Annotated in this window: 13 protein-coding genes; 10 read left to right on the top strand and 3 right to left on the bottom strand. The window is 36.5% G+C overall.

Annotated elements, in window-relative coordinates:
- The 3 genes from J7E77_RS07500 to J7E77_RS07490 all read left to right on the top strand — a co-directional run bounded on the left by J7E77_RS07500 (window position 1) and on the right by J7E77_RS07490 (window position 2,640).
- Window positions 1-723, top strand: coding sequence for a GntR family transcriptional regulator (locus tag J7E77_RS07500; protein WP_214713324.1), 723 nt, complete (start codon window positions 1-3; stop codon window positions 721-723).
- A gap of 21 nt (window positions 724-744) precedes the next feature.
- On the top strand, window positions 745-1,482 hold the full coding sequence (locus tag J7E77_RS07495; RefSeq protein WP_214713323.1) for an SIS domain-containing protein: 738 nt from the start codon (window positions 745-747) through the stop codon (window positions 1,480-1,482).
- Between the two features lie 156 nt (window positions 1,483-1,638).
- The gene (locus tag J7E77_RS07490) at window positions 1,639-2,640 is read left to right on the top strand and encodes a CAP domain-containing protein (protein WP_308160461.1); all 1,002 of its coding nucleotides are present in this window, start codon (window positions 1,639-1,641) and stop codon (window positions 2,638-2,640) included.
- Between the two features lie 45 nt (window positions 2,641-2,685).
- Here the strand turns inward: J7E77_RS07490 and J7E77_RS07485 are convergent, their stop codons facing one another.
- Both J7E77_RS07485 and J7E77_RS07480 read right to left on the bottom strand, forming a co-directional pair.
- Window positions 2,686-3,753 carry an ATP-binding protein gene (locus J7E77_RS07485; protein WP_308160459.1) on the bottom strand — a complete coding sequence of 356 codons (1,068 nt, stop codon included), beginning with the start codon at window positions 3,751-3,753 and terminating at the stop codon, window positions 2,686-2,688.
- Window positions 3,754-4,083: 330 nt separating this feature from the next.
- Window positions 4,084-5,610: a diguanylate cyclase domain-containing protein gene (locus J7E77_RS07480; protein WP_214713321.1), complete on the bottom strand. Its 1,527-nt coding sequence runs from the start codon at window positions 5,608-5,610 to the stop codon at window positions 4,084-4,086.
- Window positions 5,611-6,094: 484 nt separating this feature from the next.
- On the opposite strand from J7E77_RS07480, the gene J7E77_RS07475 reads away from it, so the two are divergent.
- Window positions 6,095-7,504 carry an MFS transporter gene (locus tag J7E77_RS07475; RefSeq protein WP_214713320.1) on the top strand — a complete coding sequence of 470 codons (1,410 nt, stop codon included), beginning with the start codon at window positions 6,095-6,097 and terminating at the stop codon, window positions 7,502-7,504.
- Window positions 7,505-7,874: 370 nt separating this feature from the next.
- Window positions 7,875-9,257 (top strand): glycoside-pentoside-hexuronide (GPH):cation symporter, encoded by a 1,383-nt coding sequence (locus J7E77_RS07470; protein WP_214713319.1) that lies wholly within the window; start codon window positions 7,875-7,877, stop codon window positions 9,255-9,257.
- Between the two features lie 73 nt (window positions 9,258-9,330).
- Here the strand turns inward: J7E77_RS07470 and J7E77_RS07465 are convergent, their stop codons facing one another.
- Window positions 9,331-10,524, bottom strand: a complete 1,194-nt coding sequence (locus J7E77_RS07465) for an ROK family transcriptional regulator (protein WP_214713318.1) — start codon at window positions 10,522-10,524, stop codon at window positions 9,331-9,333.
- Window positions 10,525-10,783: 259 nt separating this feature from the next.
- Between J7E77_RS07465 and uxaC the strand changes: the two genes are divergently transcribed.
- From uxaC to J7E77_RS07440, 5 genes are all read left to right on the top strand, one after another.
- Window positions 10,784-12,187, top strand: coding sequence for a glucuronate isomerase (gene uxaC / locus J7E77_RS07460; protein WP_214713317.1), 1,404 nt, complete (start codon window positions 10,784-10,786; stop codon window positions 12,185-12,187).
- Window positions 12,188-12,260: 73 nt separating this feature from the next.
- Window positions 12,261-13,673, top strand: a complete 1,413-nt coding sequence (gene gndA / locus J7E77_RS07455) for an NADP-dependent phosphogluconate dehydrogenase (RefSeq protein ID WP_214713316.1) — start codon at window positions 12,261-12,263, stop codon at window positions 13,671-13,673.
- Between the two features lie 237 nt (window positions 13,674-13,910).
- A complete protein-coding gene (locus tag J7E77_RS07450) occupies window positions 13,911-14,846 on the top strand; it encodes an AraC family transcriptional regulator (RefSeq protein ID WP_214713315.1) in 936 nt (311 codons plus the stop codon).
- A complete protein-coding gene (locus J7E77_RS07445; protein ID WP_214713314.1) occupies window positions 14,847-15,734 on the top strand; it encodes a sugar phosphate isomerase/epimerase family protein in 888 nt (295 codons plus the stop codon).
- Window positions 15,735-15,736: 2 nt separating this feature from the next.
- Window positions 15,737-16,897 (top strand): Gfo/Idh/MocA family protein, encoded by a 1,161-nt coding sequence (locus J7E77_RS07440; RefSeq protein WP_214713313.1) that lies wholly within the window; start codon window positions 15,737-15,739, stop codon window positions 16,895-16,897.
- Window positions 16,898-16,947 lie beyond the last annotated feature (50 nt).

Here is a 16,947-nt window from a genome sequence, read left to right as displayed (position 1 = left end):
ATGATTAATAAGAATTCTCCCATTCCAATTTATTATCAACTTGAAGGATATATCAAAGAGTTAATTGAAAACGGCGAATTGCGACCTGGTGATTCTCTTCCTCCTGAGAGAGAATATGCGGAGAAATATCAAATTAGCCGGATGACCGTTAGACAGGCCTTTACACAGTTAGTAAATGAGGGCTATTTATATCGTTTGCAAGGAAAAGGAACATTTGTTGCAGAAAGAAAAATCGAACAGCCCCTTCAGGGATTAACAAGTTTCACAGAAGATATGAAGGCAAGAGGATTGGAACCAGGGAGCCAATTAATCCACTTTGAAATTATTCCGGCGACAAAACAAATAGCAGGTCAGCTTTTGATTTCTGAATATGGACCCGTATATGAAATCAAACGGATTCGTATGGCAGATAGTGTCCCAATGGCCTTAGAAACAAATTATATTTCAGCAAATCTCGTTAAAGGACTTACGGAACAAATTGTAAATAAATCCCTATACGCACATATTGAAGGACAGTTAGACTTAAAAATTGATAGCGCTTCTCAGATTATTGAATCATCAATTGCCAGCCAAAGTGAGGCAAATTATTTAAAGATCACCAAAGGGTCACCAGTTATGTTAATCCAAAGAAATACTTTTCTTAAAGATAATACCCCGGTTGAATTTGTTAAATCTGTATATCGTGCGGATCGTTACAAGTTTATGATTCAGATGAAACGCTGAAAACAAAGGAGATTATTTACCTTGTTCAATCTTTATTTTTCTAAGCTTAAAGAATTATTAAGTTTAATCGAAAAAGATGAAAATGAAAACCTCAAAACAGCTGCAGAGAAAGTGGCCCAGTGCATCCAAAAGGATGGGATTGTTCATGTTTTTGGTTGCGGACATTCCCATATGCTTGGGGAAGAACTATTTTACCGAGCTGGAGGATTGGTTCCAATTAATCCAATCCTAATAGAAGATTTAATGCTGCATAAAGGGGCGGTTCGCTCCTCTCAATTAGAAAAAGAAAATGATTTTGCAGAACAATTCATGAAAAATGTTAAGATTCAACCTCAAGATATTGTCATTGTCGCATCAACCTCTGGCAGGAATCCTGTGCCAATTGATGTGGCCGAGATTGCTAAAAATAAAGGTGCATTTGTCATTAGCGTCACATCGTATGTTTATACAAAAACCGTGAAGTCAAGACATAAAAATGGTAAATATTTGTATCATACGGCTGACCTTTCCATTGATAATCATATTAAAGTGGGTGATGCATTAATGGAGCACGAGTCAATTGGTGTAAACTTTGGTTCAGGTTCAACGGTTGTAGGGACAGCAATTGTTAACGGAATAATGGTTGAAGCCATCAGCCTAATGATTGAAAATAATTTTGAACCGCCAATCTTTAAAAGTGGCAATGCAGATGGTGCCGAAGAACATAATCGAGATCTTATTAACAAATATAAAGGCCGAATTCCGATGCTGGAAAATTGACCCTTAAAAACAAGCCGACAGTTTCAATAGTTGGTTTTTTTTGTGGAAAATTGTTATTATGCCCGATTATTAAATACGTTTATTTTCCATCAATACTTTCTTTGAAAAACATTAACACTATAAAAGTAATATGAATTTCAGAAGGAGGTATTTCGATTGATAAAAAAACCAGTTGGGTTACTGTTAACAGCGGTCTTAACAATGGGCCTTGCTGCTTGTAATAACAATGATAATAAAGAGATAAATGATCAAGGGTCAAATCGTATAGGAATGAACACGAATAACAGAAACAATACCCCTTATATGGATGTACGTAATGGGAGAGATGATGGGATCGACCACAATGGTCCTTTAACTGAGGATTATACGAACAATAATAACAGCGAATCTGATTCTGATGTAAATTTTTATAACAATAAACGAAAAAACAAGAAGAATTACAACAACAATGATGATATGATTTCTGCATATCAAACAAATTTGAACAGTAATCAATACCCTCATACAAGAGCGGTATTAATCCGAGATGCAAAGTACCAGTTTATTCGTCTCGATCCTAGACTAGGTAATTTGGCACTCCAACAGATCCAACCTTATATTCAGCAGCAAAGACCGAATGGACAAGCACCAGTCCAACAACAACCGGCACCAATTCAACAGCAACCAGCACCAATTCAACAGCAACCAGCACCGAAGCAACAACGGCCAGCACCACCACAAGCCCAACCGGCACCAAAACAGCCAGCTGCTACACAAAATAATGCACCTGCCACTGGGACAGTTAGTCAATACGTACAACAAGTAATTGACTTAACAAATGCCCAACGCAGTAAAAACGGACTTCCAGCTTTAAAGGCGGACACACAGTTAAACAGTGTTGCACAGAAAAAATCGTTGGATATGCAGCAAAAAAATTATTTTTCACATACAAGCCCTACCTATGGATCACCATTTGACATGATGAGAGACTTTGGCGTGACTTATAAATCTGCAGGTGAAAATATCGCACAAGGACAACGAACGCCACAAGAAGTAGTAACTGCTTGGATGAACAGTGAAGGGCATCGTAAAAATATCTTAAGTTCAAATTTTACTCATATTGGGGTAGGATTTGAAGCGACAGGCAAACACTGGACCCAAATGTTTATTGGTAAATAAAGTGAAAACAAACCGACAAAAGTTAATCTTCTGTCGGTTTGTTTTTTAAATGATAATATTTTCTTTTTTCATTATCGACGAAATCGTTGGAAATTTAAAATGAAAAGTGGTTCCCATTCCCACTTCACTTTCAGCCCAAACCGTACCATCCATTGCACGTGCAATGCTGTAAACCACCATCATACCTAAGCCTGTTCCATTTTTTCCTTTTGTGGAATAAAATGGTTCTCCTAATCGCTCCAGCTGTTCTATGGTCATTCCAACACCTGTGTCCTTCACACTAATGGTTACATTGTTTTTACTATACTCCGTTGTGACAGTTAAATAACCTCCATTAGGCATTGCTTCAATCGCATTTTTGAGGACATTCACAAAGCATTGCCGGAATTTCTGGCCATCCCCTTTTATGAATCCAATCACTGAAAAGTCTGTGCTAATCTCGACTGAATTTTGATTGGCTAAGGGCTGAAGTATATTTATTAATTGCCGTAATTCACTTTTTACATTTAGTTCCTCAAATGCCTCAAGCGATGGTTTTGCAAAGGTTAAATAATCTTGGATAACCCGTTCAGCCGAAATTAACTCCTCTTTTACAATCGATAAATATTCTTTCCGTTTTTGCCTTGAAAGGTAATCATCTTGAAGGAGCTGAACAAACCCGCTAGCTGCAGTTAGTGGATTACGAATCTCATGGGAAATGGCCGCTCCCATTTGTTCGACTGCTTTTAATTTTTCAGCTTTAATCAGCTGTTGCTGCATTTCATTATTTCTTCTAACAAATTCAATCCCATAGGAAATGATCCCAATTCCGAGAGAGGGAATGAATAAGAACGCAGTCCATGCATCCAGCCAATAGGAATGGGGATGGGCGAAGCTCATCCCAATGACTGTCACTATGCCGAGGATCATTCCCAAACATACTGTCACGAAAATGCGGCGTGCTGGCACTTGCTTTAAAAACCAAGGATATAATCGCCAAAATACTACTGTGAGAGGTACATAAAACATAATGGTTTGAAAAAAGCCTGAATCAAAGCCATAGAAACCCCGTATGATAATAATTGCTCCTATAAGAATCGGGCCAATTCCAACATAAAGGGCCCCCAAAACCAAAGGAATAATCCTTAAATCATATCTGGCATAAGGAATCGGATTGTATGAGAAATTGATACATAACCATAACATAGCAATAAAAAAAATCGTAAGTGAGGGTTTGGATAGGGTGAATTTTCTAAAATTATCGAAAAAAATTAAACAAAAAAACAATAAAATAATATATATTGAGAGGTTTAAGAAAAGATGTTTCGTAATTTCCATTGTCTCACCATCCAAAAAGGGCTGATAGGAAAATTTTACATGTATTTTCCGCATTATACAACAAAATTTGCATAATATTTAGAAAAATATGTTTTGAATTGATAAAAAAAGGAAGGCTTGTATTATTTACAAGCCTTCCATGCTTAAATGAGAAGATGAAATTGTATTTCTACCTTTTGTCTTAGATAAATATAATGCCGAATCAGCCATTTGAATTAATGCTTGCGGTTTTTCTAAAGTTGTTGGAACCATTGTGGCAAATCCAATACTTAACGTAACAATATCAGCAATGTCAGAACTAATATGAGGAATTTTAAGTAACTTAATTGTCTCCTGAATTTGATAAGCAATTTTCATCCCTTCCTCCATGGTGGTAGAAGGAGAGATGAGAGCAAATTCCTCACCTCCATAACGGCAAAAAGTATAATGAGAGTTAACAGCCATTTGATTGTTAATAGCTTGTGCAATTGATTGTAAGCAAAAATCTCCAGTTAGATGGCCGTATGTATCATTGTATTTTTTAAAGTAATCAATATCAAACATAATTAATGTGATTGGCGTATGACTTATAGAAGAATTAGCCCATGCTTTATTAAGTGTTTCGTCAAAATATCTTCTGTTGGCAATCCCTGTTAGTCCATCTAAGTAGGATAGTTGATTGAGTAATTGATTTGCCTCTTGTAGTTTTTGTTCGGTAAGTTTTCGATCAGTAATATTTCTTGATACAATAATGACTTTCTTACTTCCATCTTCTTCGAAATGAACGCTTTTTAAAGTAGATTCAATCCAAACATAATCTCCTATATTCGTACGGTACCTGTAGGTTGATTCAGCCCCACCCTCATGAAGTGCTTTTTCAAACATGTCTTTTGTTTGTACAACATCATCTGGATGAATAAAAACCTCCATTTTTTTTCCGAGAAGTTCAGGATACTCAAAATGAATAATTTCTTTTACAGCGGGTGAAATATAAATATATTCGGCTTTTTCGTTGTGCATTGTAATCATGTCACTTGAATATTCAGCTATGAGGCGAAAACGTTCTTCTGTTTCCTTCAATTTCATGACATTATGCTTTAATTGATTTTGTACTTCGTATGACTTCACCACGAAAACAAAAAAATGATAAGCAAAAAAACCACCAATGAGAGAAATTAAATAATGTATGGTTAAAACACTTTTGAGCATTTGGAAGTTATCAATTCTGATAATGAAAATGATTGAAACAATTAATAAACCAATCAGATTCATTATGAAAGCCTTTAAAGTTCTGGAATAGTTTAATGTTGCGATTCCACCACAGAGGATGCCTGTTAATACAGCCCCGATTGCTCCCAATAAGGAAGATTCATTCATACCAAAAAGAAGGATTCTTCCTGCTGCAATAAGAACAGCAGCCAATAATGCTGGGATATACCCACCGAAAGTTGCTGCGATCACTATTGCCAAATGGCGTAGATCAGCAATCGTGTTTACGTTAATTTGAATGCTAAACGACATTAAGATATTCCCTAGAACTCCAAAACAAAATCCCCAATATAATTTTGAGGATAGCGGAGAGGAAGAATTAATTGGCTTATCTTTAAATAACACTCCCATAATAGAAAAGGAAGCAATTAATAGTGAGGCATTTGAAACAAAATCTTTTAACATGCATACTCTCCTGGAATAGTGAATAAAGTTCTTAGAGCTATTGTGCAATATTATTTCATAAATTATTTGCATCTTTCCAATTATACTATGAATTAGATATTTATGACAAAGTTAGATTAAAAAAGGCTCCCTTGTGACGTTCTTGAACAGTTAGTGTCAATTTTTTTTTAATTACATCAATATACTACTTCTGACTACAAACTATCTTAAGCACTTAATCACGTAAGAGAAGGGACCTTAATATTTGGAAAAATTTTTTATTAAACGCTTACAAAAATCTGTTGACTGAGTAAATAGTCGATGATAAGATACAACTATACTAATTAATTAGTTCAATAAACTAATTAAAAGAAATGCACTAATATTTTTTTAATAATCTTTGAAAGGGATTTCAAAGTACTGAAGGTTCAAAAAGTTTTAAGGATTTAAAGGTATAGGTAATCGGGTTAGATTAAAAACTAAATGCATAATGGAGGGGTCAAAAATGAGTCAAACTGCAAAAAAAGCCGCTGTAGTACAAGGTTCTGCAAATGAATTTAGAAAGTTTGGAATGAAAGACAAACTTGGTTATATGTTTGGTGATTGGGGGAACGATTTCTTCTTTGTTCTAGTTGCCGCATTCTTAATGGTTTTTTATACAGATGTCTTTCATATTAATCCTGCAGCAGTCGGTGGATTATTCTTACTTGCCCGTTTGTGGGATGCAGTAGCAGACGTATCATGGGGCCGTTTTATTGATACAAGAAAAGCAGGGAAAAATGGCAAATTCAGGCCTTGGATTTTTAGAATGTCTTTCCCGCTTGTTATTTGTGGTGTTTTAATGTTTGTTCACATTCCAGGAATGTCAGATGGATTTTATCTTGCTTATGCTTACGTAACATATATTATTTGGGGAACACTATATAGTACAGTTAATATTCCTTACGGATCAATGGCTTCAGTTATCACAGGCGATCCTGTTGAACGTACAGCACTATCAAGCTGGAGAACATTAGGTGGAAACTTGGCTGGTTTAATTATTAACGTGGTTGGCCCTATGATTTTGTTTGTTAACAACAAACCAGATGCTAATCGCTTCATATTAGCTGCATTAATTTTCGGTGGACTTGCACTTGCTTGTTATATGGCTTGTTATAAATTATCGGTTGAACGAATTGTAATGGATGAAACAACTAAACCAAAAGTGAATTTGGGACAAACAATGAAAGGTCTTGGAAAAAACAAACCATTAATTTGGTTCCTCATTGCTTCATTATTGTTCTTGGTTTGCTTTATGCTAATTGGTGCAGTAAACGTTTATCTATTTAAAGATTACTTCGGAAATGCGAAAGCACTAAGTATGGTTGGTCTTCTTCAAGCTATTGCAGTATTTGTAGGTATGCCATTTGTTAAACCATTAGTTGCGAAATTTGGTAAAAAAGAAGTGGCTTCTGGTGGCTTATTAATAGCAACAGTTATATATGCGATTTTGTACTTCCTTCCAAATTTAACTGGAACACAATTTATTGGTGTATTAACAATTGGGATGTTTGGTTATGGAATTTTCAACCTTGTCATTTGGGCTTTTGTTACTGACGTTATTGATTATCATGAGTATTTAACTGGTTTACGTGAAGATGGAACCGTTTACTCGATTTATTCTATGGCACGTAAAGTTGGTCAAGCAGTAGCTGGCGGCGTTGGTGGTGCAGCAATCGCAGCTGTTGGTTATAATCCAACTCTTAAAGCACAAACAGCTGATACGCTTCAAGGAATTCATACACTTGGAACTCTAGTACCTGCAATCATACTTGCTGTTGTGTTCCTAATTATTGTATTCTGTTATCCATTAAACAAAAAACGTACAGCGCAACTTACAGCTGATTTAGCTGAAAGGAGAAAAGGCAAACATTAATTCAATATTACCAGAAGGAAGATAGCTAACATCTGTTAGCTATCTTTTTTCATTATAAGATATCGTACTAGGTAATATTGGCTCCGATTTCATGCGAATCGGAGCCTTTTTTGTTATTTCATGAACTTCCTCCTTGATCTTTGCTGGATAAATGTTTATAAATGGGTTGGACAGGATGATAAACGCTTACAAATTATTATTGACGAAATTTGTCGACGGTGGTATTCTATCAATGAAGTTAATTTGTTAGTTTAATAAACAAATTAAAGAAACCTTTTTCAAGTTTAATATTCCAACCATATAGTCTTTGTAGTTTTGAAAAGGGTTACAGGTAAAACACATTTAATTAATATAAAAGGAAGAGGGAGACATGATGGAGAATAGTGCCCAAAAAAAATTAACCTTAAAAGAAAAAATCTCCTATGGTTTAGGTGATGTGGGTAATGGATTTATGTTTGATATGGGGCAAATTTATTTGCTTAAGTTCTATACAGATATTTTAGGAATATCTGCTTATTGGGGCGGCCTCGTATTTTTAGTATCAAAGATTTTTGATGCATTTGCAGATTCCTCAGTAGGTGCTTTTGTGGATAAACGGAAGGTAGGTAAACGAGGTAAGTTCCGGCCGTTCATCTTATTTGGATCGATTCCGCTTGCCATTATGACTGTCATTTCTTTCATGGCACCTGACTTTTCAGATACAGGAAAAATTGTTTTTGCTTTTATAACCTATATGGCCTTTGGGTTGTCGTATTCCATTGTTAATATTCCTTATGGATCACTCGCAGCTTCCATGACCCAAGATTCTGTGGATCGGGCATCTCTTGGATCCTTCAGAGCTATTGGCAGCCAATTTGCAATGCTTATTTCTGGGATGGTTGTTATCCCAATTGTTTTATATTTTCCAGATCAAAAATTAGGATATACCGTGGGAATCGGTTCGATGGCGTTAATTGGGGTCATATTCCATTATATTTGCTATCGTAATACAAATGAAAATGTGATTAGGGTGCCTAAAAAAGAAGAAGAAAAGCTTCCGATGTCGAAACTCTTCAAATTATTGCTAAGTAATAGACCGCTAATTGCTCTATGTTTCGTTTGTTTGTTTATGGTTGCAGGGAGTAACCTACGCACGGCTGTTCAGTTATATTACTTACAATATAATTTAGGAAATCCAGGTCTTATGTCTTTGCTTTCATTTACTAGTATTGGAATCGCTGTCATTGGTTCATTTTTTATTCCAGCACTTGTTAAAAGACTTGGAAAAAAGAAAACATTTATTATCGGTCTTTTTATTGGAGTTGCCGCGGATGTTGCGAACTTTGTTCTACCAGCTAACGTACCGACTTTCCTTATATTACTTACCATTGGAAGCTTAGGTCTTAGCTTTGCACTAGGTTTACCATGGGTAATGGTTGCGGATGCAGTGGATTATCACGAATGGAAAACAGGACAACGGACAGAAGGGATTGTATATTCAAGTTACAGTTTCTTCCGTAAACTAGCACAGGCGTTAGCTGGTTTTATTCCTGGCGTTGCCCTTGGATTAATCGGTTATGTTCCAAATGCAGAGCAAACTGCTGGCGCACTCCTTGGTATAAAAGGGCTAATGTTCCTCGTTCCAGCCGGACTAAACTTAATTGCTGCGGTTATCTTAATTGTTCTGTATAATTTAACAGAGGATCTTTATAAAAAGATTGTTGATGAACTTAAAGAAAAACAAAAGGTGAATGATAGTTTAAAAAGTGCGTAATGAACATCGATAAAAACCCCTTTTAGCACTAGCTAAAAGGGGGTTTTTCCTTGAAAGAAGGGGTAATCAAGTTCTAAATGAGTACGCTTCCAATTCGATTGGATTTTATCTCATAAGGTAAATTTAACATCGGGACATCAAGAAAATGTTTGATAGCAAGTGCACATGCCCCAAGGACACAAGATTCTTTCCCGATAGTAGAGATCATTAATTCCCGGTAATGACTAATTGAAGAATTTAGATTTCCACTAATTTTATCGAGAGAGTCCGGATACATACGCAGCAGTTCACTATCAAGCACGAGTACGTCTGGATTATACATGTTAATCATATTATTCAATCCAATGGAAAGATAGAAAAGGAATTGTTCCATCAATTCGTGCACTTCCACATCGCCTTCATTAAGCCACTTTTGAATATGTTCGTAAGTTAGATTCTTTATTTGTCGTTTTTCAGATAAATGTTCAAAAATGACCGATTCCGAAGCATATTTTTCCCAGCAACCCTTATTTCCACAATTGCATGGTTTACCTTGTGGAACAACAATCATATGACCTATTTCACCAGCATATCCGTCATTTCCTCGGAAAAACTCATTGTTCATCATCATACCTAGGCCGATCCCAGAATAGAGGGTGGCACATAACAAGTTGTCTGTTTCATGGTGCGCAAAGACCCTTTCGGCAAAAGAACTTAGATTTGCATTATTTTCAAGGTAGATAGACGTATCAAATTCTCTTTCTAAATCACGCTTGAGATTAATATCATGCCAATTAAACCGTGGAACATAGTGGATCTCTTCGTCTTTTGTGACCAGACCATGGATGGCAATAACAATTCCTACAATACCATAGCGGCTCGTAGTGCAATCTGTTTTGAACTTTTTGATTTGTTGAATTAAAAGAGGAAGAATCTCTGCATAATTTGAAGTATTTATTTCGATAATATTAGATGAAACAGGACAGCCAAGAAGGTCTGATAATGTAAATGATATTTGACCATAATCAAGGTCAATACCAAGTGCATAGCCAACTTGTCCGTTCAATGAGAGCATAATCGGCTTTCTTCCAACCGAAAAATGCTCAAGCTGTGTCTCTATAATAAGCCCTTCTTCTAATAAGTCTGCAACTTGTGCTGAGATGGTTGCTCTTGTTAAGTTAGTGGCTTTGGATAGATCTGCTCTCGAAATCATTCCTTCTTTAACAATTTCTCTAAGGATTAAAGAGCGATTAATTTTTTTTATATATGCCGCATCACCCGTAACCATTTTTATCCTCCATTTCGTGCATTCCTTTGTTTATATTCTTATTATATCAGTTCTTTCATTAAAAGGTCGTTATTATTCTATTAATTCCTAAATAGTTAATTGACTAAACATATTAAACATGATAAATTAGGAATGTAATTAATTTGTTTAATAAACAAATTAAAAGAGAACGATCTGATAACAAATACTTATATATTTCTGTAAGGGGTTACAGATGTGCATTAACCGTATGAATTTCTATCTAAAGGAGAGGTATTCGATGAAAAAATTTATGGATCAACACTTTTTGTTAAATACAGATACTGCAGTTAAACTGTATGAAAATGCCGCAGCATCTTCACCTATTTTTGATTTTCACTGTCACTTAGATCCGGAGGAAGTTTGGGAAAATAAGTCTTACGATAATATTACTCAAATCTGGCTTGGTGGGGACCATTATAAATGGCGAACAATGCGCATGCATGGTATCGGAGAGCAATACATTACCGGAGATGCGGGTGATTGGGAAAAATTCGCAGCATGGGCAGAGACAGTTCCACATTTAATTGGAAACCCAGTATACCATTGGACGCACTTAGAATTAAAAATGGTCTTTGGTATTGATAAAGTATTAAGTCCTGAGACAGCTCGAGAAATTTGGGAAGAATGTAATGAAAAGTTACAGACGCCTGAATTCAGTGCAAGAGCTTTAATTGAGAGATCAAATGTAAAGTTTATCGGAACAACGGATGATCCAATCTCAACATTAGAATTCCATCAATTACTGAAAAATGATGAGACCTTTAAAACAATTATTGCTCCAACATTCCGTCCGGATGGTGCGCTTTTTATTGAACGTCCAACTTTCAAAAGCTGGATTGAAAAATTGGCGGATGTTTCAGGCATAAAAACGGATTCCTTAGATGGATTTTTAACAGCTTTGAAACAAAGAGTAGAGTATTTTCATGAAAATGGGGGCCGTGCCTCAGACCATGATATTCAAAAAATGGAATATGTAGAAACAACCAAACAAGAGGTTGAAGCGATTTTCAATAAACGTATTAGCGGTGAACAACTTACAAATGATGAAATGATTGCCTATCGTATTTTCCTCTTAAAAGAACTTGGAAAAATGTATGCAGAAAAGCAGTGGGTCATGCAGCTTCACATGGGAGCAATGCGAAACAACAACACAAGGATGAAGGAATTGCTTGGAACAGATGTAGGATTTGACTCAGTTGGAGAAGCTAATATGGCTGAGGGGCTATCCCGATTCCTTGATGCCCTTGATCAGGAAAATGCACTTCCTAGAACTGTATTATTTAACTTGAACCAAAAAGATAATGTAGTCTTAGCTGGAATGATGGGTAACTTCTATGAAGAAGGGATTCCAGGAAAAGTTCAATTAGGCTCAGGCTGGTGGTTTTTAGACCATATCGATGGTATGGAGAGACAAATGAAGGATTTTGCAAATGTCGGATTACTCAGTCACTTTATTGGTATGCTGACAGACTCTCGAAGTTTTCTATCCTATGCACGTCATGATTACTTCCGCCGAATTCTATGTAACCTCCTTGGCGAATGGGTTGAAAAAGGGTTAGCGCCGAATGACATGAAGCAAATGGAGCAAATGGTAAAGAATATTTGTTTTGATAATGCCGAAAAATATTTTTTAAGACGCTAAAAAGCACTTTTTAATTGTATTAATGAAAGAAATATGGTTATCTAAGTAGTATTAATAATGAAAGAGGGATAGTATGTCTAAACAACAAATTGGTGTGATTGGTTTAGCTGTTATGGGTAAAAACCTTGCCCTAAATATCGAAAGCCGTGGTTATTCTGTCGCTGTATTTAATCGTTCATACGATAAAACAGAAGAGTTTTTAAAGAATGAAGCAGAGGGAAAAAACTTTGTAGGTGCACGTACTGTTGAAGAATTCGTTAAATCTTTAGAAAAGCCTCGCAAAATTTTATTAATGGTTAAAGCTGGTACTGCAACAGATGCAACCATCGACTCTTTAAAGCCATTTCTTGAAGAAGGCGATATCCTAATTGATGGTGGGAATACATTCTTCCAAGATACAATCAGACGTAATAAGGAACTAGAGACAGCAGGATTCCATTTCATCGGAACTGGAGTTTCAGGTGGAGAAGAAGGCGCATTAAAAGGTCCTTCTATCATGCCAGGCGGTAAAGAAGAGGCTTATAACCTTGTTAAACCAATCTTAGAAGCCATTTCTGCAAAAGTAGAGGGCGATCCTTGCTGTACGTATATTGGTCCAAATGGTGCTGGTCACTATGTGAAAATGGTTCATAACGGAATTGAATATGGAGATATGCAGTTAATCTGTGAAGCTTATTTTATTTTGAAAAATGTCCTTGGTTTAGATGCAAAAGAGCTTCATGAGGTCTTTGCTGAATGGAATAAAGGCGAATTAGACAGCTATTTGATTGAAATTACGGCTGATATCTTTACGAAAGTGGATGAAGAAACTGGTAAACCAATGGTTGACTTAATCCTCGATACAGCTGGTCAAAAGGGTACTGGTAAATGGACAAGCCAAAATGCTTTAGACTTAGGTGTTCCACTTCCAATTATCACTGAATCTGTATTTGCCCGCTTTATTTCAGCAATGAAGGATGAGCGTGTTAAGGCAAGTCAGGTTCTTAATGGACCAGAAGTTAAGGCGTTTGAAGGCAATAAAGAAGAATTAATCGAAGCAGTTCGTAAAGCATTATATATGAGTAAAATTGTTTCTTATGCACAAGGTTTTGCACAAATGCGTGCTGCCTCTGAAGAATACGATTGGAATCTTCAATACGGTAATATCGCGATGATTTTCCGCGGAGGCTGTATCATTCGTGCACAATTCTTACAAAAGATTAAAGATGCGTATGATCGCGACCCTGAATTAAGAAACTTATTGTTAGATCCATACTTCAAAGAAATTGTTGAAAACTATCAACAGCCATTACGTCAAGTTCTTGCTGTGGCAATTGAGCGTGGTATTCCTGTACCGTCATTCGCTAGCGCGATTGCCTATTATGACAGCTACCGTACAGAAACTTTACCAGCTAATCTGTTACAAGCACAACGTGACTACTTTGGTGCTCACACCTATCAACGTGTTGATAAAGAAGGAGTATTCCATACACACTGGATGGAATAAGCAGTTTGATTTGGACCACTTTCAAAAGAGACAAAACTAGCTCAACAGGAGCTGGTTTTGTCTCTTTTTTTAATAGTCGGTTGTCTAAAATTCATTATTAAAAAGCAATGTGAGTCAAAAAATAACTATTTTTAAGCAGTTTTAGAGAATGATTTTGGTTTCTAAGTGCAATATAATAATAGTATGTTCAGTTAACAAATTAATTTGTTAACGCTTACCTATAAGGGTGTGAGAGTAATGGATGAGTGGAATACATCTCCTAACAAAAAGAAAATAATGGATGAATGGATAAACGCATTCTACCGAGCACAAGGTATGGAGTCCAATATATTTAATTTTCACTCACATCAAGAATATGAGATCTATTTTTTTCATTCGGGTGATTGTAAGTATTTAATTAATAATAGGATTTATGAATTACAGCCAGGTGATATCATTCTTTTGGATGGTATGACATTGCATAAACCGAACCCGAGGACAGGCAGCACGTATACAAGGAGTATTCTTCATTTTTCACCTACGTGGCTGCAAGAGTTATTGACAACTCTTGGAATCCCAAATTTGTTAGATCCTTTTAAAAAACTTAACAATTGTTTGCTGCGAACACGATATGATGAAGCGGGACAATTTGTTGATGGACGGATAAAGGAAATCGCCGCGTCGTTGGAACAGATTAATGAAGAAATGCAACGAACCGGCAAGAAAAATGAACTATTAGAAGCCGAAGTGAAACTTGAGTTAGTTCAATTGTTGTTAGGAATTTTTAAAATGAGTCAAAAAGAGTTATCTCAAGTAACAACTAAAAAGACTGAAAAGGAACATCATGCAGAGGCCATTGCGTCTTGGATTAATGAACACTATAGCGAAAAAATAAGTTTAGATCGAGTGGCTGCAGAGTTGAATCTGAGTAAGTATTATGCTTCGCATGTGTTTAAGGAAGTCACTGGCTTTACGGTGATGGAATATGTGATGGGATGCCGGCTCAATCAGGTGAAATATTTGTTGGAAATGGAGCCTGATCGAACGCTAACAGAGGTGTCACGGGTAACTGGCTTTGAGAGTGTTGCCCATTTTAGTCGGTATTTTAAGGAGAAGGTGGGCACCACACCGTCACGTTATCGTAAAAATAAAATTACTAGCAACATTACTGTGAAAAAGGGGGAACAGACCTAAATGAATAAAGACTTAATGATCTCAGGCTTTTCAGATGAAATCTCTTCTGATTTTGATACCCAGCTTGAAGTTGTCTCAAATCTTGGTATGCATTATCTTTCTTTACGCGGTATTGATGGGAAAAATATTGGTGATTATACTGTTGATGAGATTAAAGAAAATGTACAACCACGGCTTCAAAAGGCAGGTATCGGTGTTTCTTCAATAGGGTCGCCTATTGGCAAGGTGTTCATTAACGATGAAGATGGATTTGCCAATCAAAAGATCATGTTGGACACGCTTTGTCAAATTTCCAACTTATTAAATTGTCAATATATCCGTATATTTAGCTTTTATATTCCTAAAGGCGACAATGCCGACCAATATCGTGAGGAAGTCATTAGTAAGCTCAAGGAATATGCCGCCATTGCAGAAAAATACAATGTTATTTTACTACATGAAAATGAAAAGGATATCTTTGGTGATATCGGAAGACGCTGTCATGAGATTTTAACAGAGGTTGGTTCTCCTTACTTCAAAGGGATTTTCGACTTCGCTAATTTCGTACAGTGCGGTGAGGACACTCAGGAGTGTTACGATCTCTTAAAGAATGAGATTGTTTATATACACATAAAGGATGCTGTAACATCTGACAGTCAAAATGTTGTCTGTGGGACTGGAGAAGGGAAAATACCTGAGCTGCTGAAACAATTCATTCAAAGCGGTTACAAAGGCTTCTTAACGCTTGAGCCACACCTCGTTCTCTTTGATTCACTAAAGGATTTAGAACTTGAGGATGCAACTGAGATTATAAAAGACAACAAGGGGCTGGATGGTGCCGGCGGCTACAAGCTTCAATATGAAGCACTTTTAGAAATTCTTAAAACAATTGAAAGCGAGGAGAAGTAATAATGGAACAAGTTAGATTAGGGATTATTGGTTTAGGTGCAGAAGGCGGTATGTACGCTAATTTCATTTCTGAAGGCAAAGTTAAAAACATGGTGATTGGTGCGATTTGTGATAATGATCCTGCTAAAAAACAAGTAGCGCAAGAGAAGTATCCTGGTGTTCCTTTCTACGATAATTATATCGATATGATGGAAAGCGGTGACGTTAATGCGGTCGTTACAACTGTTCCGCATTATCTTCATCCTGAAATGGGAATCGAAGCACTAAAACGAAACCTCCATGCATTAGTGGAAAAACCAGCTGGTGTTTATACAAAACAAGTTAAAGAGTTAAACGACTTTGCAGCAACAAAGCCTGAAGTTAAGTTTGCCATCTTCTTTAACCAGCGTACAAATCCACTTTATAAAAAAGTAAAAGAAATTATTGATAATGGTGAGATTGGCAGCATTCGTAGTACCAACTGGATTATTACTACTTGGTGGAGACCTCAAGGGTACTACAATCAAAGTGAATGGAGAGCAACTTGGGGCGGAGAAGGTGGAGGTGTCCTTGTAAACCAAGCGCCACACCAAATTGACTTGCTTCAATGGATTTGCGGCATGCCGAAAAAGGTTTATGCAAAAGTAAAATTTGGCTCTCAAAGAGATATTGTTGTTGAAGACGATGTGACAGCAGTATTTGATTATGGAAATGGTGCTACTGGTGTATTTGTAACTCGTACACACGATGTAGTGGGGACTGACCGTCTAGAAATCCTGGGCGATAAAGGAAAAATTGTGGTAGACGATAGTAAGAAAGTAACCATCAAGCGCCTGAAGAAATCTGAAAATGAAATGAGCAATTCCATGGATATGTCAGATGTTATGAAGCTGTTTATGGGCGGCGGTGCAGGTGATATTTTCACTGAGGAAGTACTTGATTTTGGCAATGTTTGGGGCGAACAGCACATTGCTGTATTAGATGACTTTGCTTCTGCGATTGTAGAAGGTACTCCATTATTAGCACCTGGCAGCGACGGCATTAATGGTGTTAGACTTGCAAATGCTATGCACCTGTCAGCCTGGTTAGGCAAGGAAGTGGAAATACCATTTGATGAAGATTTATTCCTAGAAGAATTAAATAAACGGATTGCAGAAGAAGGTAAATATCCGGTTAGAAAGTAATCAAACACATGAAACGAACTCATCGCTAATACAGCTTTGAGTTCGTTTCA

Source organism: Bacillus sp. ISL-77 (assembly GCF_018613105.1).
This window is presented reverse-complemented; position numbering and strand designations above follow the sequence as displayed.